This is a genomic window from Thauera sp. ZXT1-4 (assembly GCF_052598215.2).
In genome coordinates, this window is the sequence record NZ_JBQWSN020000001.1 from 233,318 (window position 1) to 251,841 (window position 18,524).

The 18,524-nt window shown below is 65.9% G+C and carries 19 protein-coding genes; 12 read left to right on the plus strand and 7 right to left on the minus strand.

Going from position 1 to position 18,524, the window contains the following annotated elements; genetic code table 11:
* Window positions 1-54: 54 nt before the first annotated feature.
* The 7 genes from parC to flgA form a co-directional block, all read right to left on the minus strand.
* A complete protein-coding gene (gene parC, locus ACUH78_RS01170) occupies window positions 55-2,511 on the minus strand; it encodes a DNA topoisomerase IV subunit A (protein WP_445332489.1) in 2,457 nt (818 codons plus the stop codon).
* Window positions 2,508-2,960, minus strand: coding sequence for a PIN domain-containing protein (locus tag ACUH78_RS01175; RefSeq protein WP_445332488.1), 453 nt, complete (start codon window positions 2,958-2,960; stop codon window positions 2,508-2,510). The genes parC and ACUH78_RS01175 overlap by 4 nt, the downstream gene beginning before the upstream one ends.
* Window positions 2,957-3,208 (minus strand): type II toxin-antitoxin system Phd/YefM family antitoxin, encoded by a 252-nt coding sequence (locus ACUH78_RS01180; protein ID WP_445332487.1) that lies wholly within the window; start codon window positions 3,206-3,208, stop codon window positions 2,957-2,959. Before ACUH78_RS01180 ends, ACUH78_RS01175 begins: the two co-directional genes overlap by 4 nt.
* A gap of 89 nt (window positions 3,209-3,297) precedes the next feature.
* A complete protein-coding gene (locus ACUH78_RS01185; protein WP_445332486.1) occupies window positions 3,298-5,286 on the minus strand; it encodes a DNA topoisomerase IV subunit B in 1,989 nt (662 codons plus the stop codon).
* 83 nt (window positions 5,287-5,369) lie between these two features.
* Window positions 5,370-5,855 carry a flagellar protein FlgN gene (locus ACUH78_RS01190; protein WP_445332485.1) on the minus strand — a complete coding sequence of 162 codons (486 nt, stop codon included), beginning with the start codon at window positions 5,853-5,855 and terminating at the stop codon, window positions 5,370-5,372.
* 62 nt (window positions 5,856-5,917) lie between these two features.
* Window positions 5,918-6,214, minus strand: a complete 297-nt coding sequence (gene flgM / locus ACUH78_RS01195) for a flagellar biosynthesis anti-sigma factor FlgM (RefSeq protein WP_445332484.1) — start codon at window positions 6,212-6,214, stop codon at window positions 5,918-5,920.
* A gap of 102 nt (window positions 6,215-6,316) precedes the next feature.
* The gene (gene flgA, locus ACUH78_RS01200) at window positions 6,317-7,039 is read right to left on the minus strand and encodes a flagellar basal body P-ring formation chaperone FlgA (protein ID WP_418362965.1); all 723 of its coding nucleotides are present in this window, start codon (window positions 7,037-7,039) and stop codon (window positions 6,317-6,319) included.
* A 217-nt stretch (window positions 7,040-7,256) separates the two neighbouring features.
* Between flgA and flgB the strand changes: the two genes are divergently transcribed.
* The 12 genes from flgB to ACUH78_RS01260 all read left to right on the plus strand — a co-directional run bounded on the left by flgB (window position 7,257) and on the right by ACUH78_RS01260 (window position 18,453).
* Window positions 7,257-7,661, plus strand: coding sequence for a flagellar basal body rod protein FlgB (gene flgB, locus ACUH78_RS01205; protein WP_445332483.1), 405 nt, complete (start codon window positions 7,257-7,259; stop codon window positions 7,659-7,661).
* Window positions 7,662-7,672: 11 nt separating this feature from the next.
* The gene (gene flgC, locus ACUH78_RS01210) at window positions 7,673-8,077 is read left to right on the plus strand and encodes a flagellar basal body rod protein FlgC (RefSeq protein WP_445332482.1); all 405 of its coding nucleotides are present in this window, start codon (window positions 7,673-7,675) and stop codon (window positions 8,075-8,077) included.
* 38 nt (window positions 8,078-8,115) lie between these two features.
* Entirely contained in the window at window positions 8,116-8,784 is a 669-nt protein-coding gene (locus ACUH78_RS01215) for a flagellar hook assembly protein FlgD (protein WP_418362962.1), read from the plus strand.
* 15 nt (window positions 8,785-8,799) lie between these two features.
* On the plus strand, window positions 8,800-10,062 hold the full coding sequence (gene flgE / locus ACUH78_RS01220) for a flagellar hook protein FlgE (RefSeq protein ID WP_445332481.1): 1,263 nt from the start codon (window positions 8,800-8,802) through the stop codon (window positions 10,060-10,062).
* A 43-nt stretch (window positions 10,063-10,105) separates the two neighbouring features.
* Window positions 10,106-10,840, plus strand: coding sequence for a flagellar basal-body rod protein FlgF (flgF, locus tag ACUH78_RS01225; RefSeq protein ID WP_445332480.1), 735 nt, complete (start codon window positions 10,106-10,108; stop codon window positions 10,838-10,840).
* A gap of 163 nt (window positions 10,841-11,003) precedes the next feature.
* Complete coding sequence (flgG, locus tag ACUH78_RS01230) at window positions 11,004-11,786, plus strand: flagellar basal-body rod protein FlgG (protein WP_418362959.1); 783 nt, start codon at window positions 11,004-11,006, stop codon at window positions 11,784-11,786.
* Between the two features lie 10 nt (window positions 11,787-11,796).
* Window positions 11,797-12,471, plus strand: a complete 675-nt coding sequence (locus ACUH78_RS01235) for a flagellar basal body L-ring protein FlgH (protein ID WP_418362958.1) — start codon at window positions 11,797-11,799, stop codon at window positions 12,469-12,471.
* Between the two features lie 12 nt (window positions 12,472-12,483).
* Window positions 12,484-13,611, plus strand: a complete 1,128-nt coding sequence (locus ACUH78_RS01240) for a flagellar basal body P-ring protein FlgI (RefSeq protein WP_418362957.1) — start codon at window positions 12,484-12,486, stop codon at window positions 13,609-13,611.
* A gap of 10 nt (window positions 13,612-13,621) precedes the next feature.
* Complete coding sequence (gene flgJ / locus ACUH78_RS01245) at window positions 13,622-14,635, plus strand: flagellar assembly peptidoglycan hydrolase FlgJ (RefSeq protein WP_445332479.1); 1,014 nt, start codon at window positions 13,622-13,624, stop codon at window positions 14,633-14,635.
* A gap of 70 nt (window positions 14,636-14,705) precedes the next feature.
* Window positions 14,706-16,727 (plus strand): flagellar hook-associated protein FlgK, encoded by a 2,022-nt coding sequence (gene flgK, locus ACUH78_RS01250; protein ID WP_445332478.1) that lies wholly within the window; start codon window positions 14,706-14,708, stop codon window positions 16,725-16,727.
* A gap of 23 nt (window positions 16,728-16,750) precedes the next feature.
* The gene (gene flgL / locus ACUH78_RS01255) at window positions 16,751-17,950 is read left to right on the plus strand and encodes a flagellar hook-associated protein FlgL (protein ID WP_418362954.1); all 1,200 of its coding nucleotides are present in this window, start codon (window positions 16,751-16,753) and stop codon (window positions 17,948-17,950) included.
* An 8-nt stretch (window positions 17,951-17,958) separates the two neighbouring features.
* Window positions 17,959-18,453 carry a hypothetical protein gene (locus ACUH78_RS01260; RefSeq protein WP_418362953.1) on the plus strand — a complete coding sequence of 165 codons (495 nt, stop codon included), beginning with the start codon at window positions 17,959-17,961 and terminating at the stop codon, window positions 18,451-18,453.
* Window positions 18,454-18,524 lie beyond the last annotated feature (71 nt).

Sequence of the window (18,524 nt, forward strand, 5' to 3'; positions counted from 1 at the left end):
CTGTACGCCTCCTCTCCCGACGTCCACATCCCTGAGCTGGGTGATGGGACGTCCTCAGCGCATGTGCTCGGGCTTCACCTTCGGCGCTAGCGGCGCACCCTTGCGCGCGCGACGGTGGCGTAGCGGTTCGCGCTGCGAGGGCTTGAGTTCGATGCGCACCGTCTTGCCACCGCGTCCCACGCCCTCGATCGTCAGCACGGCATCGTCTGCCGGCACCGCCACGGCGGCCAGCGCCTCGCCTTCGTCGAGTGCCATCACGATCACACCGCGACCACCGCTCTGCGTCTTCATCTCCGGGCGGGGGAAGACCAGCAGTCGGCCGTTCTCGGACGCTGCCGCAATCCAGTCGCCAAGGACCTTGGCCGGCGGCAACACCTTCTCGCCCTTCTCGAGGCTCATGAAGGCCTTGCCTGCGCGCTGGCGGCTGGTGGCATCCGCGACGCTGCACAGGAAGCCGTAGCCGCCGCTGTTGGCGAAGAAGTACACCGACTCCGGCGTGTCGGTCACGACCTGCGCCAGCTTGCCGCCGTCCTGGAACTCGACCAGGGTGGTGATCGGCGCACCGTCGCCACGCCCGCCGGGGAGGTCGGACACCTTTACCGTGTACGCGCGGCCATTGCTGTCGATGACGATCAGCGGCCAGGTGGTGCGCGTCTCGATCACTGCTAAGCCGAAGTCGCCGGCCTTGTAGGCGATGCCTGCGGGGTCGATGCCGTGACCCTGGCGCGAACGCACCCAGCCGTTCTTCGACACGATCACGGTGACCGGCTCGTCCGGCACGCTGATCTCGGCAGGAGCCACCGCGGCCACCGCTTCGACCAGGGTGCGGCGGTCGTCGCCATACTTCTTCGCGTCGTCCTGGATCTCCTTGAGGATCAGCTTGGTCATCGCCGCGCGGCTATCCAGGATGTGCTGAAGGCCGGCGCGCTCGTCCTTGAGCTCGGCGAGTTCCTTCTCGATCTTGAAGCCTTCGAGGCGGGCCAACTGACGCAGGCGGATCTCGAGGATGTCCTCGGCCTGGGCCTCGGACAGGCCGAAGGCCGCGATCAGCGCGGGCTTGGGTTCGTCGGACTCGCGGATCACGCGGATCACTTCCTCGATATGCAGGAAGGCGATCATGCGGCCTTCGAGGATGTGGATGCGGCGGTCGACCTCGTCCAGGCGGTGGCGGGTGCGGCGCTCGACGGTGACATAGCGGAAGTCGATCCATTCGCGCAGGACCTGCACCAGGTTCTTCTGCTGCGGTCGACCGTCGCGCCCGATCATGGTCATGTTGACCGAGGCCGAGGTCTCCAGGCTGGTGTGGGCGAGCAGTACCGCCATGAACTCGTCCCGGTTCTGGCGGCTGGACTTGGGCTCCAGCACGATACGCACCGGGGCCTTGTCGCTGGATTCGTCGCGCACGGTGTCGAGCACGCCGAGCACGAGCTGCTTGAGGTTCTTCTGCTCCTGCGAGACCTCCTTCTTGCCGGCGCGTGGTTGCGGGTTGGTCAGGGTCTCGATCTCGGACAGCACCTGCGCCGCCGACACACCGTGGGGCAGCTCCTCGACGATCGCGCGCCACTGGCCGCGGGCGAGCTCCTCGATCTTCCAGCGTGCGCGCAGGCGCAGGCTGCCGCGGCCCGCCGCGTAGGCGTCGCGGATGGTCTCGGGCGTGGAGATGAGCTGGCCGCCGCCGGGGAAGTCGGGGCCGGGGATGATGCCGAGCACGTCCTCGAGCGTCGCCTCGGGGTGGCGGATGAGGTGGCAGGTGGCCTCGGCCACCTCGCGCAGGTTGTGCGGCGGGATTTCGGTCGCCATGCCCACGGCGATGCCCGAGGCGCCGTTGAGCAGCACGAAGGGCAGGCGCGCCGGCAGCAGCTGCGGCTCTTCGAAGGCGCCGTCGTAGTTGGGGATGAAGTCCACCGTGCCGCGGTCGATCTCGGACAGCAGCAGCTCGGCGATCGGAGTCAGCCGGCACTCGGTGTAGCGCATCGCCGCCGCCGAGTCGCCGTCGCGCGAGCCGAAGTTGCCCTGGCCGTCGACCAGCGGATAGCGCAGCGAGAAATCCTGCGCCACCCGCACCATGGCGTCATAGACGCTGGAGTCGCCGTGCGGGTGGTACTTGCCGATCACGTCGCCGACCACGCGCGCCGACTTCACGTGCTTGGACGTGGACGACAGCCGCATCTCGTTCATCGCGTACAGGATGCGGCGCTGCACGGGCTTGAGGCCGTCCTCGACCTGCGGCAGCGCGCGCGACTTCACCACGCTCATCGCGTAGGCGAGGTAGGCGCGCTCTGCGTAGCGGTCGAGCGCCAGCGTGCCGTCGTCCTCGGGCTCCGGCTCGGGGTCGGCGGGCGGTTCGGGGGGCGGGGGCAGGTTCGCGCCGGTGGCCGTCGATGACTCGTCGGCGCCCGTATCCTGCGCTGTACCTGAGGTGCTCTTCACTGCAGTGGGCGTTGAGGTCGCAAGTGTTACGGATTCGGATGCGTCAGGCGCATCGAAGAGATCGGGAGTGTCTGTACTCATGTACTTGAACTGCAGGCTGCGAGCAGTAGCGGGTGTGCGACATGCTCGAAAGGATTGATGACGGTGACGCCGCGCCAGGTGAAGCCGTGCTGCAGGTCCTCGCTTAGCAGCAGGCGGCAACGGTTTTCTGCAGCGACCGAGAGGATCAGGCCATCCCAAACCTGCATGCGGTGATCGCAGGCCAGGTCGATGGCCGCCTGAAAGCTCGGCCAGGTCGAATCGGCCACCTCGTAGGCATCGGACCAGTCGAGCAGGGCTGTGCGAACCGCTTCGGCGTCGCGCTTGAGCTTTCCGGTCAGGACCCGGTACAACTCACCCAGCGTCTGGGCGGGAATCATCACCTCGCTCGCCGAGAGCGTTCCGAGCAGCACCCGGGCCGCAGCGCAACGTGCATTGTCGCCGGCGCCTTCTGCATAGGCGAGCATGTTGGTGTCGAGGGCGATCTTCATTGGCCGCGATCGTACAACTCGGTGCGGGTCCAGTTGCGGCTGTCCGCAACGGGCTCCCCATCTAGCCGGGCAAGTAGGCGAGCGCGTGCCTTGGTTCGATCGTGGTCGGGTTCCGTCCCGACGACAGCGGGGCTGATGGTTGCAACAGGGCGACCGTGGGACAGGACCGTAACGGTTTCACCCTGGCTCACTTGGCGCAGCAGGCTGGAGAACTGTCTGTTTGCTTCGGCAGCGGAGACGGTATGCATATCGGGTCCTTGGCTAGGAACTAAAGTAGTGAATGTCACTACTTTAGTTCCAGTGGTCTGATCGGGCAATGTCGATGACCCCCTAGCGCTTAAATATCCGCCTCCACGCTGTCGCCCTTTTCTTCCATCCAAGCCCTTCGGCCCGAGGCTTCGCCCTTGCCCATCAGCAGTGTGAACATCTTCAGCGTGTCCTGCAGCGCGCCGCTGCGTACCTTCACCGGCAGCACGCGGCGGGTGGCGGGGTCCATGGTGGTCTCGCGCAGCTGGTCGGGGTTCATCTCGCCCAGGCCCTTGAAGCGGCCGATCTCGATCGCGTCGGGCCTGAAGCCTTCCTTCTCCAGGCGGTCGCGGATCGCGGTGAGCTCTCCCTCGTCGAGCGCATACAGGCGGCGCGGCGGGCGCTTCTTGCCCTGGGCGGGTACGTCCACGCGGTAGAGCGGCGGCTGCGCCACGTAAACATGGCCGCGCTCGATCAGCTTGGGGAAGTGGCGGAAGAACAGCGTGAGCAGCAGGGTCTGGATGTGGGCGCCGTCCACGTCGGCGTCAGACATGATGACGACCTTGCCGTAGCGCAGGCCGGAGAGGTCTACGTCGCTGTCGGCCTTGTGCGCATCGACGCCGAGCGCTACCGCGATGTCATGGATCTCGGCGTTGGCGAACAGGCGGTCGGGGTCGATCTCCCAGGCGTTCTGCACCTTGCCGCGCAGCGGCAGGATGGCCTGGGTCTCCTTGTTGCGCGCCATCTTGGCCGAGCCGCCGGCGGAGTCGCCCTCCACCAGGAAGAGCTCGTTGTCGGCGAGGTCCTCGGACTCGCAGTCGGACAGCTTGCCGGGCAGCACGGCGACGCCCGAGGTCTTCTTCTTCTCGACCTTCTGCGCGCTCTTCTGGCGTGCCAAGGCCTGCTTGATGGACAGTTCGGCGATCGCCTTGCCGGCCTCGACGTGGTTGTTGAGCCAGATCTCGAAGGGGTCGCGCAACTGGCTGGAGACGAGCTTGACCGCCTCGCGTGAGTTGAGCTTTTCCTTCACCTGACCCTGGAACTGGGGGTCGAGCAGGCGCGCCGACAGCACGAAGCTCATGCGCCCGCACACGTCCTCCTGCTGCAGCTTCACGCCGCGCGGCAGCAGGGTGTGGTGGTCGATGAAGGACTTCATCGCGTCGAACACGCCGGCGCGCAGGCCGGACTCGTGCGTGCCGCCGTTCACCGTCGGGATCAGGTTGACGTAGGACTCGCTCGGCACCGCGGACTCGAACCAGGCCAGCGCCCAGGCTGCGCCTTCGCCGGGGGCGAACGTCGGGTCGTCCTTGCCGGCGTACTTTTCGGCGGTGAAGATCGGCGCCACAGGCTCGACGTCGCCGGCCAACTCCTTGAGGTAGCCGGCCAGGCCCTCGGGGTAGGACCAGGTCTTGGTCAGCGCCGGGCCACTGGCCTGCTCGATGTCGAGCCGCACCGCCACGCCCGACAGCAGTACGGCCTTCGAGCGCAGCAGGCGCTCGAGCTCGTTCATCGGCACGCGCGGCGACTCGAAGTATTTGCCGTCAGGCCACACGCGCACCCGGGTGCCGGTCTGGCGGCCGCAGTCGCCCTCGATGCGCACCGGGCTGATCGTCTCGCCGCCATCGGCGAAGTCGATGCGGTGGACCTTGCCCTCGCGCCTCACCTCGACTTCGATGCGGGTCGACAGCGCATTGGTCACCGACACACCGACCCCGTGCAGACCGCCCGAGAAGGCGTAGGCGGAGTTGCCCTCGCGCTTGTCGAACTTGCCGCCGGCGTGCAGGCGGGTGTATGCCAGCACTACCACCGGCACGCCTTCCTCTGGATGCAGGCCGACCGGAATGCCACGACCGTCGTCGGCGACGGTGACCGAGCCGTCGAGGTGCAGGGTGACGTGGATCTTCCTTGCAAAGCCACCGAGCGCCTCGTCGGCCGCGTTGTCGATCACTTCCTGGATGATGTGCGCCGGGCTGTCGGTGCGGGTGTACATGCCGGGGCGCTCGCGCACCGGCTCGAGTCCTTTCAGGACGCGAAAAGAGGATTCGTCGTACTGCTTTGGGGTGTCTTGCTTGCCAGCCATGCTGCGCGCCCGTTCGGTGTCACGAAGGGCGCAAGGATAGCAGAGAGCCGGGCGAAGTTGAGTTGGCGATACTGAACAAACGTTCAGGCGCTGCCCAGTATGCGGCCGCCGCCGGTCGGCTTCGAAAGACCGTCGGCGTCATACAGTTGCGGGTGATTGGCGGCCGACAGCAGGATCGACAGTGCGGCCTGGTTCCCGGCCATGCGCTCGAGGATCAGCTTGCCGTTGAGTGCGTTGCGATCGCGCGCGTCGCGGGCCCGCGCGATGACTTCGTCCCAGCGGGCGAGTACGCGCGGCAGTCCCGAAAAGATTGCACGCACCGCCGCGTCGGCAGTCGGGTGGGCGGAACGACCCAGCAACCGGCCGCGTTCGTCGGATAGCCTTTGCAGCTGCCGGTAGCGTTCGTTCTTTTCGTTGGCGATGGCGACAAGGGCGTCGGTGTCGCCCTTGATCAACACAGCCTCCTCGCGATCGAGCAGGGCGAGGAATTCGCCAAGCTGGAGCGATTCGGCTTCGATCAGCAGCGCGATGCGCTGGATGTCGGCGGGGGTCGGAGCGGAGGTCTGCATGGAGTCGTGCCGGCAGTGTGGCCAGGGAGCGGTTCGCGTGCGCGAATCTTAGCGCCCCGGACTTATCCGCGCGAACCGAGCATTTCCCTGACGCTGTCGATGAGGCCGTCGGCGATGCGGCTGGCGTCGACCTTGAAGCGCCCCTCGGAGATCGCCTGGCGGATCTCGTCGACCCGCTGGCGGTTGACCTCGGGGGTGCTCGAGATCGCGGTCTCTGCCTTGCGCATCAGCGAGGCCATCGGCGAGATCTGCACGCTTTCGGAACCGCCCTGTGTTTCGGCCTTGCCGCGCGCAGCCTGGCTGCGTGTGTCCTGGGCAGGCGTTGGGACGTAGGCCTTGCCCGAGCTTTCGATTTTCATGTCTGTCTCCGCGAACGCTATGACTCGAAAGGGTATACGGCCCCCTTTCATAAAACTTGAGTGATTTATTTCACGCAGCGGAGGCTGCCGGCTTGCCCGGCTTCAAAAGCGCAGGGTGACGGTGCCGTCCTCGCGGGCGATGCCCTGGACGATCTGTCCGTTCGCCAGTCGCACGCGTACCCGCTCGCCCGGCGCCGCGTCGTTGAGGGCCTGGCCCTCGCCGGAAACGGTGAACCCCTCGCCCTGCGTGAACACCTGCACGGGCCGGCCGCGGCTCACCGCGTTGGGCGGTCGGAGCGAGCTGGCCCGCAGCGGCATGCCTTCTGCGACTGCGAAGCGGGTCAAGTGGCCCACTGCCTGGTCCGGGGAAGTAAGCACATTGTCGGGGAGGGCGGTGAGCTCGCCGCTGCGGAGTTCGATATCCTGTGTGCCCAGCATCTCGGCCGAACGCAGTGACCGGGCCGCCACGAGGTAGGCACCGAAGACCTGCACCTGCGCCTGAACATACGCGGTCCATGCCATGGGGGCGTCGCAGCGTACGCCCACGTTGATCGTGCCCCAGGGGCGAACCCCCGACGGCAGGAAGGGCGCGATCGCCGCGCAGGCCGGGAGCCGGTTCGCCGGGTCGAAGCCGCGCACCGCGATACGGACCTCGCCGGGCATGCCCTGAACCTCGCGCTGCAGGAATGTCCGCACTGCGTGCTCTACGGGTTCCGGGGGCTGGTGTGCGCCCGCTACCCCCGGAAGGAACACCGCGGCTAGCACGGTGAGGCTGGCGTGGGCGAGGATCGGTATGCGGAAGGACGGTTGCTTTGGGTCGCTCATGGGGTGATTGCAGCACGGTCCGCCAGCGCAGGCAAGGCGGCAGCTTTTGCCGCGGCCGGCGGGCAAGCGGCAAAGAAGGGCGGTTTTCTGCCGTCTTATCGGGCGAGTGCGGGTGGCGGCGGCCGCGTACCATCGCTGGCATGAAAGCTGCACGTTCTCCCGTCATCCAGCCCGCCGCGCCCAACGTGACGGCGCTGCTCATTCCCGAGGCCCTGCGATGAAAACCCTTGTCGACAACAGTTTCCGCTTTCACCAGACCGCGCTGAACCTGCAGGCGTACCGGCAGGAGTTGCTCGCCTCGAACATCGCCAACGCGGATACGCCGCACTTCAAGGCGCGCGATGTCGACTTCAAGAGCGCGCTGCAGGGGGCGCTTGCCGGCAGCCGCAGCGGTGTGGGGCTCGAGACCACACACGCTGGGCACATTTCCGGCGGCGCCTTTTCCGCCGTCGAGGGTTCGGTCAAGTACCGTGCCGAGCTGCAATCCTCGGTCGACGGCAACACAGTGAACATGGATGTCGAGCGCGCGGCCTTCGCCGAGAACGCGCTGCGCTACGAAGCCAGCGTGACCTTCATCAGCGGCATGCTGCGCTCGATGAACACCGCGCTCACCGGCCAGTAAGGAGTTCTGTCATGAGCATGCTCAACGTCTTTCAGATTGCGGGTTCTGCGCTCAATGCGCAGTCGCTGCGACTCAACACCACGGCCTCCAACCTCGCCAACGCCGACAGCGTGACGACCGAAACCGGCGAGCCCTACCGCGCCAAGCAGGTCGTGTTTGCCGCCCGCCAGGTGGCCGGGCCTGCAGCGGTGGGCGTGCAGGTCACGCAGGTCGTCGAGAGCGCGGCGCCGATGCGGCTCGTGTATGAGCCGAACAACCCGGCGGCCAATGCCGACGGCTACGTCGAGATGCCCAACGTCAACGTTGCCGAGGAAATGGTGAACATGATCTCCGCGTCGCGTTCGTACCAGAACAACGCCGAGATCATGAGCACGGCACGGACCTTGCTTCAGAGGACATTGCAGATCGGACAATAAGCCCGTCCGGCAAACGATGCCCCTAGCAGGAGATCTTCATGACCACCGTCTCGAACAATCAGACCGCGAACAGCGTGCTGGCCAGCCTGGCCCGCAGCGAACCTGTCCAGAAGCCCGAAGAGGACCAGCAGGGCCGCTTCCTCAAGCTGCTGACGACGCAGCTTCGGAATCAGGACCCGATGAATCCAATGGAAAACGCGGAGATGACTTCGCAACTTGCGCAGATGAGCACGGTGGATGGCATCGAGCGACTCAACAAGATGGTGCAGTCTTTCTTCGACTCGCAGGCTTCCGCCGAAGGGCTCAATGCAGCCGCGCTGCTCGGGCGTGGGGTGCTGGTGGAAGGGCGCAGCCTGGCGCTGACCGAATCGGGTGCAGTCGGCGGTTTCGAGGTCGACGGCCCGGCCGACCGCGTCACGCTGACGGTACGCGACAGCGCCGGACTGGCGGTGAAGCAGATGGATTTCGACGCGGTCGATGCGGGCAGCCACAACTTCGTCTGGGACGGTAGCGCGGACGATGGTTCGCGCGCTGCGGACGGCATCTACACGCTTTCGCTGTCCGCCACGCTGGGCGACGAGGCTGTAGCCGGGCGTACGCTGCAGTTCGGCCCCGTGACCAGCATCGTGCGTGGTGCCAACGGCACCGACCTTCAGGTTGGCGACCTTGGCGTGTTCAAGGTTGCAGACGTCAAGCAGATTCTCTGATCCGGAGCAGCGATCATGGCATTTCAGCAGGGCCTCAGCGGCCTGAATTCTTCCTCGAAGGCGCTCGACGTCATCTCCAACAACGTCGCCAACGCCAGCACCGTGGGCTTCAAGAACTCCGGCACGGTGTTCGCCGACGCCTACGCATCCTCGCTCACCGGTGCAGTCTCCAAGGTCCAGATCGGTATCGGCAGCGGGGTGCAGGCCGTGCGCCAGACCTTCAACCAGGGCAACATCACCACCACCAACAACCCGCTCGACATGGCGGCCAATGGCAATGGTTTCTTCGAGGTGGAGCTGCAGAACGGTGGCTACGCGCTGACCCGTAACGGCCAGTTCAACATCGACAAGAATGGCTACATCGTTACCGCATTGGGCGACCGGTTGATGGGGTACCAGTTGGTTGATGCCGTGTCGGGCGACGTTCAGGCGCCGGCCACGGTCACAGCCGATTCGTTCCGTACGATGATGATTCCTTCGACCGGGGTGGGTGCCACGGCGACCACCGATGTTGGCCTCAGCCTCAACCTCAGCGCGGACGCAGCGACCATTGACGCCACAACGACGCCTTTCGATCCGGATGTTCCCGCCACCTACACGTACTCGACCGCGCTGAAGATCTTCGACTCCCTCGGGAAGGAGCACTCGCTGTCCCTTTACTTCGCCCGGCGTACGGATGTCGTAAACAGCACGTGGGATGTCTACACCGTTGTCGATAACACGGTGCCGCCGCCGCCGATCACAGCAAATGCGACGCTGAGCTTCGATGGGCTCGGCAAGCTCGTTCCGCCCAGCAATTTCGTCCTGAATTCCAACCTTGGTCCGGACGCTGACCCGAGCGTGATCGACGTGGATATGTCGCTGATCACCCAGTTCGGCGGCAAGTCCACGCCGCGCGAACTGACCCAGAACGGCTCTTCCCCCGGCGAGATCGCCGGCCTGGCGATCAGCCGCAACGGTGTCATCCAGGCGCGCTACACCAACGGCATCACCAAGGACATCGCGATCGTCAACCTGACGACCGTGCGCAACAACAACGGCTTGTCGCCCATCGGCAACAACTACTGGGTCGAGACGCCGGAGTCGGGCGGCTTCGCCCGCGGCGAGCCGGGCAACGGGCTCAACGGCGTCATCTCCGCCGGCCAGGTCGAGGAGTCCAACGTCGATCTGACCCAGGAGCTGGTGCAGATGATCATTCAGCAACGTAACTACCAGGCCAACGCGCAATCGATCCGCACGCAGGACCAGATCCTGCAGACGCTGGTCAACCTGCGCTGATGCCTGAGCCGGCCGTCGGCCGACACAAGCAAGGGAGTCGAACATGGACCGCCTGATCTACACCGCGATGACCGGTGCCAAGGGCACGATGGACCAGCAGGCCGCGGTGTCGAACAACATCGCCAATGCCGCATCCACCGGTTTCCGCTCGCAATTGCACAAACTGCGTGCGGTGGAGGTCCAGGCCGAAGCTTTCCGCACGCGCTCGTTCGCGGTCGATGCCAGCGTCGCCAACGACTTCACGCCCGGCACGATCCAGTACACCGGGCGTCCCTACGACGTGGCTTTGGAAGGCAAGGGCTGGCTGACGGTGCAGCAGCCCGACGGCAGCGAGGCCTACACCCGCAACGGCAGCCTCACGCTCAGCCCCGCGGGGGTGCTGCAGACGCGTGAGGGGCTACCCGTGATCGGGGATGGCGGGCCGGTGACGCTGCCTCCCGACACCGAGATCGTCATCGGCCGGGACGGCTCGATCTCCTCGATCAATCCGGACGATGGCGTCGTCAACCTCGTCGGCCAACTCAAGCTGGTCAACCCGCCCGAGGCGGAACTCGTGCGTGGCGACGACGGCCTGTTCCGCCTTGCCAACGGAGCGCCAGCGCCGGTCGACCCCAACGTCCAGGTCGCGGGCGGCTACGTCGAGGGCAGCAACGTCAACGTGGCCGACCAGATGGTGCAGATGATCTCGCTCGCCCGCCAGTTCGAGATGCAGGTCCGCATGCTGCAGACCGCCGAGGCCAACGACCGCGCAGCCAGCCAGGTGCTCGCCTGGCGCTGAGCCCTTCCGCGCTTGGCCTGCCGATTAGCACGGTTTTTGCGTTGCTTATCCTGCAATGGCCTGGCCTGACCGAAGGCTAGACTGATCCCGTGAAAAAGCGGCAATCGCCGCCACGCTGCGGCAAAACCTGCCGCAGCGGCAAGGCAGAACAGAGGACTTCATCATGATCCGCTCACTGTGGACCGCCCGGACCGGGCTGGATGCCCAGCAAACCTCGCTGGACGTGATCTCCAACAACCTGGCGAACGTATCGACCAACGGCTACAAGCGGCAACGCGCCGTGTTCGAGGATCTGCTCTACCAGACCATGCGCCAGCCGGGCGCACAGACCACGCAGCAGACGCAGGTGTCCAGCGGCCTGCAGATCGGTACTGGCGTGCGACCGGTCGCGACCGAGCGCATCTTCACGCAGGGCAGCCTGCAACAGACCGGCGGCGCGCTCGATGTCGCGATCCAGGGCAATGGCTTTCTGCAGATCGAGATGCCCGACGGCACGACCGCCTACACTCGGGACGGCGCCCTGCAACTCGACAACCAGGGCAACGTCGTCACCCCCAGCGGCTATCCGCTGCTCGACGGCATCCAGATCCCCGCCGACGCCAAATCGATCACCATCGGCAAGGACGGCACCGTCACCGTGACCTTGCCCAATCAGGTCGAGCCGCAGCCCGTGGGGCAGATTCAGATCGCCACCTTCATCAACCCGGGCGGTCTGCAGAGCGCGGGCGAGAACCTCTTCTACGAGACCGCGTCGAGCGGCGAAGCCACGCCGACCGAGGCGGGCACCAATGGCGCAGGGGTGATCAACCAGGGCTATGTCGAGACCTCGAACGTCAACGTGGCCGAGGAACTCGTCAGCATGATCGTCACCCAGCGCGCCTACGAGCTCAACTCGCGTGCGATCTCGACGTCCGATCAGATGCTCGGTCGGCTCACCCAGCTCTGAGGAAACGGTCATGCGCAGCATCCGCGCCTTTGCGCTCCTGATCGTGGCCCTGCTGTCGGGTTGTGCGTCCATCGACACCGTTCCGCCCACGGCGGTGCATCAGCCGATGAGCGTGCGCCCGAACGAACGCGCGGCAATGCCGCCCGCCAATGGCGCGATCTACCAGGCCGCGCTCGCAAGGCCGCTGTTCGAGGATCGGCGCGCCCGTCATGTCGGCGACATCATCACGATCAACCTGGTCGAGCGCAACACCGCGACCAAGAACGCCAACACCAATGCCTCGCGCGGGTCCGGAATGACGGGGGGGATTACCGCATCGTCGCGTCTGCCCCTGGGCGGCCTCAATGGGCTGAACATCGAGGCCGGGGTCGAGTCCGAGTTCAACGGAACGGGGGCGGCGAGCGCGAATAATGCCTTCAATGGAACGATCACCGTTTCCGTCATCGACGTTTATCCCAACGGCAACTTGCTGGTGTCGGGCGAGAAGATGCTCGCGATCAACCAGGGCAGCGAGTTCATCCGCTTCTCCGGCGTGATCGACCCCAACACCGTCACGTCCACCAATACCGTCCAGTCCACCCAGGTGGCCGACGCGCGCATCGAGTACCGCGGCAGCGGCTTCATCGACCAGTCCAACACGATGGGCTGGCTGCAGCGCTTCTTCCTTGCCGTCCTGCCATTCTGATCGAGGTTCGCCATGTTCCGGATCCAGCCCTTCCTGCTGCGCGCTGCGGTTGCCGCCGTGGCCGCCGGCATTTTCCTCAGCTCCGCAGCCGAGGCTGCACCCGAGCGCATCAAGGACCTTGCCTCGATCGCCGGCGTGCGCGAGAACCAGCTCGTCGGCTATGGCCTCGTCGTCGGTCTCGATGGCAGTGGCGACCAGACCACGCAGACGCCCTTCACCAAGCAGAGCATCGTCAACATGCTCGGCAACATGGGTGTGACCGTGCCGCAGGGCACCAACATGCAGCTCAAGAACGTGGCGGCGGTCATGGTCACTGCGAGCCTGCCGGCCTTCGCGCGGCCCGGCCAGGCGATCGACGTCACCGTGTCCTCGATCGGCAACGCCAAGAGCCTGCGCGGCGGAACCCTGGTCATGACGCCGCTCAAGGGGGCCGACGGGCAGGTCTATGCGGTGGCGCAGGGCAACCTCGTCGTCGGCGGCGCGGGCGCTCAGGCCGGCGGCGCGGCGCAGACCATCAACCACCTTGCAGCGGGACGGATTCCCGCGGGCGCTACGGTGGAGCGCGGGGTCGCCTCGTCGGTGGGGCAGGGCGACTACGTCATGCTGGAGCTCAACGAAACCGATTTCGGCACCGCCCGCCGCGTGGTGGACGCGATCAATGCCGTCTCCCCGGGTGCCGCGCGCGCGCTGGATGGCCGCAGCATCCAGGTGCTGGCGCCGGCGGACGTGTCGCATCGCGTCGCGTTTCTCGGGCAACTGGAGAGCCTGCGCGTGACGCCGGAGCAGCAGGTGGCGAAGGTGATCGTCAATTCGCGTACCGGTTCGGTGGTGATGAACCAGCGCGTCACGCTGCAGAATGTTGCGGTCTCGCACGGCAATCTCACCGTCACCGTCAACGCCGAGACACAGGTCAGCCAGCCCAATCCCTTGTCGCAGGGCGTGACCGTCGTGGCGGAGAACCAGGGGCAGGTCGACATCCGTCAGGACGGTGGCAGCATCCATAACGTGCGTGCCGGCGGCAATCTGGCCGACGTGGTCAAGGCGCTCAATTCGCTCGGCGCCAATCCCATGGACCTGGTCAGCATCCTGCAGGCGATGAAGGCCGCGGGTGCGCTGCGCGCCGAACTCGAGATCATCTGAGGCTGCGGTCATGAACGCCGGCGTCCAGCTCAACGCTTTCGACCCGAACTCGCTGCGCGACCTGCAGCGCCTGGCGCGCACGGACGGCCAGTCCAACGAAACGCTGCGCGCGGCTGCGCGCCAGTTCGAGGCGCTGTTCCTGCAGATGGCCCTCAAGTCGATGCGTGAGGCGTCACCGTCCAACAGCATGCTCGACAGCGAGCAGACGCGCATGTATCAGAGCCTGCTCGATCAGCAGCTTGCGCTCAACGCTTCGCAAGCCCGTGGCACCGGCCTGTCCGAGGTCATCTTCCGCCAGCTCGGCGGCAAGAGCGAGGGTGCAGGCGACATCGATGCCCTTGTTCCATCGGCTGCGGGCGTGGGCGGCTTCGACCTTGCCGGTGTGGCGCGCCGGCCGGCAATTTCTGCCGTGATGCAGAAGGCCGGGCTTGCCGATTCTGCACGCGCGGGTGCGGAAGACCCGGCGGCGATGGCGGAAACCGCGCTCGAACAGGCTCGCTTCGTCGAAGCGATCCAGCAGGCGCGCGATGCCAGCGGCGAGGTCTCGGCCAAGGTGCGCGACTTCGTCACCGAGGTTTGGCCGCATGCGGTCGATGCCAGCAAACGCACCGGCATTCCCGCTGCATTCATGGTTGCACAGGCCGCGCTCGAGACCGGCTGGGGCGAGAAGCAACTTCGCCACGCCGACGGCCGGCCCAGCCACAACCTGTTCAACATCAAGGCGGGCTCCGCCTGGCAGGGCGAGACGGTCGATCGGACCGTCACCGAATATGCGGGCGGGCAGGCTTATGCGGAACCCTCGCGCTTCCGTGCCTATGCGTCCTACGCCGAATCCTTTCAGGACTACGCCAACCTCATGACGCGCAGCCCGCGCTACGAGGCGGTGCTCGGCACCACCAGCGCCGCCGGGTTTGCGCGCGCGCTGCAGGACGCAGGCTATGCCACCGATCCGCAGTACGCCGACAAGCTGACCCGCATCATCGGCGGCGCGACCTTGCGCAACGCGCTCGCGACCCTCGGCTGATCTTGCCGCTTTGCGCTGGCAAGGTAATTGCTAGGTTCCTGTCAAGGATCATTGGAACAGGACATTCATCATGGCTGGCATGCTCAATATCGGTGTTTCGGGCCTCAATGCGGCACAGGCCCAGCTGAACACGACCAGTCACAACATCACCAATGCCGGCACCACCGGCTATCACCGCCAGACGGTCGGCCAAGCTGCCCGTGAGCCTTTGTTCACGGGGGCCGGTTTCTTCGGCCAGGGCACCAACGTCACTTCCGTCACTCGCTCGTACGATCAGTTCCTTGAGGCGCAGGTGATGCAGGCGGACAACCGCCGCTCGCAGTATTCGGCCTACAGCAGCCAGATCGGCCAGATCAACAACTTGCTTGCCGACAGCACGACCGGCCTGTCCCCCTCGCTCGCAGAGTTCTTTGCCGGCGTGCAAGAGGTGGCGTCGAACCCCACCAGCGTGGCGGCACGCCAGTCCCTGATCTCCAATGGCCAGGCACTCGCATCACGCTTCCAGTCGCTCGACACCCGGCTGCAGGAGATCCGTCAGGGGGTGGAAGGCAACCTCGTCCAGACCGTCGAGTCGATCAACACTTACGCCAATGCCATCGCCGAGATGAACCAGCGCATCGTCGTGGCGCAGGCCGGCGGGGCGGGAACGCCGGCCAACGACCTGCTCGACCAGCGCGACCAGCTGCTGGCGGAGCTGAACAAACTGGTGCAGATCAGCGTGGTGCCCGAGACCGACGGCGGCAAGGCCAACGGCGGCGTGTCGGTCTTCATCGGCTCGGGCCAGCCGCTGGTGCTGCGCGGCACGGTGTCCGAATTCGAGGTCATCCCGAGCGCCACCGACCCGCAACGTGGTGCCATCTCCATGAAGGCGCCCGGCGGCAACACGATCGAGATCGCCGAGTCGTTGCTGACCGGCGGAGAGCTCGGGGGGCTGCTGGAGTTCCGCAGGGATTCGCTGGACCGTGCGCAGAACGAGCTCGGGTTGATTGCACTGGGGATCGTGGAAACCTTCAACGCGCAGCACCAGCTTGGTGTCGATCTCGAGGGCAAGCTCGGGAATCTATTCTTCAACCCGCCTTCGATCGGTGTTCAGCCGCTTGGCACGGGTGTAACCGTCGGTCTGGATGACGTGTCGCAATTGCGTGCCAGCGACTACGAGGTCATTGGCGAGAGCGGCGGCTTCAGGGTGAAACGGCTCTCCGATGGGGACGTCCAGCCTCCCCTCACCGCGTCCGCCGCAAGTGGCGCCCTCAGCATTGATGGGATGACGATCGACGGGAGTTCCTTGGCTGCGGGCCAGTCCGTTCTGGTGCAACCCACCCGCAATGCGGCGCGGGACATTTCGGTGGCCATCACGGACCCGCGCAAGGTCGCTGCCGGAGGCCCGGTTTCGGTCAACCTGCCGCTGACGAACCAGGGGACGGCGAAGGCGTCCGAGATCGATGTGCGCAGCGTGGGCAATGTGCCCGGAGCGCAGCCGTCGTTTGCCCCGTTTGCGCTGAGCTTCGACGGCGCGAATCTCGCCCTGCCGACCACGGGCGGTTACACCATCCAGCGACTCCAGTACCAGGCCAGCAGCGGCGAGTGGCTGCCGGTTGGCGGCCCCGCGACCTCGAGCACGGCCTTCGATCCGTCCGGTGATGCCGCCGGGGTCCGGTTCAGGGTTGTCGAGCCGGGCGGTTACGAATTCGATGTACGCATCAGCGGCGCGCCGCAGGTGGGCGACCGATTCGATTTCGCGCCCACTGTGGCCGGCGCTTCCGACAACCGCAATGCGGTCGCGCTCGGTGCCCTGCAAACGAAGAAGGTTCTGCTCGCGGATGCCAATGGGCGTCCCACAGCGACCTTCCAGACCAGCTACGCACAGACCGTGAGCACCGTTGGCAACAAGACGCGCGAGGTTCAGGTTAACGAGTCTGCGCAGGAAGCCCTGCTGACGCAGGCCACCACGGCGCGCGACAGCATGTCCGGCGTCAACCTCGATGAAGAGGCCGCCAATCTCGTCCGCTACCAGCTGGCTTACCAGGCTTCGGCGCGCGTCATGACCGTGGCGCAGCGGCTGTTCGACGAACTCATCAGCATCGGCCGCTGAGCCGGCAACACCGGGAGAACATCATGCGCGTATCGACCAGCATGATCTACGACAAGGGCGTAGGCTCGATCCAGCAGCAGTGGAAGAACATCCTGCAGACGCAGCAGCAGGTGTCCACCGGCCGGCGTGTGCTGACCCCCGCGGACGACCCCATCGCCTCCGCGCGTGCGCTGGAGGTCGGCCAGACCAAGGCGGTCAACACCCAGTTTTCGGTGAACATCGGCTACGCCGACGACGCCATGAAGCTGCTCGAGTCCCGCCTGCAGAGCGCGGGCGACGTTCTGCACTACGTCCGCGAGCGCGCGGTGCAGGCGGGCAATGGTGCCCTGGATGCCAAGGATCTGGGCTACATGGCAACGGACATGAAGGCCCAGTTCGAAGCCATGCTGGCGCTTGCCAACAGCCAGGACGGTACGGGCGACTACATCTTCGGAGGCTACCGATCGCAGCAGCAGCCCTATTCAGGCGGACTTTCCGGCGTCGGATACGAAGGTGATCAGGGCGAGCGGACGATCCAGGTCTCGGCCTCGCGCTACATGCCCGTCAGCTTGCCGGGCTCGGACGTGTTCGATCGCACGCTCACGCTCGGCACCGGGTCGATCAAGGTCTATGCGAACGCAGCGAACGAGGGGCAGGCTGGCCCGACCATCGCGTCGATCGATGCGTCGAACGTACGGCAGGCAACGCGGTATCAGTTCGAGTACGACGCGCTCGCCGCGAGCTATACCGTAACCCGCATCGGGCAGGATGGGCAGGAAGTGCCGCTGGCACCGGCAACCTATGCCGTCGGCAGCACGCCGACAATCGATGGTATCGATTTTGACCTCACCGCTGTGCCGGTCGGGAGTGAAGACAAGTTCGAGGTCTTCGTCCCTTCCACCAACCTGCTCAACAACATGGCGATGTTCGCCTCTGCGCTCGAGAGCCCGGGTGCCTCGGGCATGACCGGCGCCGTTGCCTTTGCGCTCGAAACCTTCGATGCCGGCCAGGAGAACATCCTCAAGACTCGCGCCCAGATCGGCTCCCAGCTCACCGAGACCGAAGCGCTCGCGAGTCTCGGCAGCGACCTCGACCTGCAATACGCCACTACGCTGTCCGGCTTGCAGGATGTCGATTACGCCGAGGCGATCTCGCGCCTGACGCAGCAACAGACCTACCTGCAGGCGGCGCAGCAGTCTTTCATGCGCGTTTCCGGCCTGTCGCTGTTCAACTACCTGAATTGAGTTCCTCCATGCGCACCGCACTTGTCGTTGGGGCTGCCGTCTTGCTCGCGGCCTGTACCACCACCCACGAGGCCTCGGTCCGCGAACCGGGGACGGTGTCGCCGGAGGAGGCCGTCGAGTTGCTCGCGCCGGTTGCTGCGCTCGCCGGTGGCCTGTCGATGCTCAGCGACCTGGACATGCTCGAGCCGCAATACATCGCCGGTGCGCTGGTCGCATTCGCGATCTATGACCCCTTCGCCCCCACCTGGCGCATCGACGTGCGCGAGGCTGGACGCGACCGGGTACGCATGGCGCTGAAGATGAAATCGCTCTTCACTGGCGGTGAGGGCGAAGCGCGGCAGGTGTTCCTGCGCAATGCGCGTCAGATCGTCGAGGCCGGGGGCTTCGCCGGCTATGAGGTCGTGCACTACGAGGAAGGCGTGGAGTCGACCCGGCCTTTCGCCCGCCGCTACGCGAACGCGGAGATCCGGCTGGTGCGCTCGCAGATCTTCCCCACGATGTAAGCGGGGGAAGAAGGGGAAAGGGTGAGAGGGCGAAAGGGCGAAAGGACGGGAGGGCGGAGAATTGCCCGCCC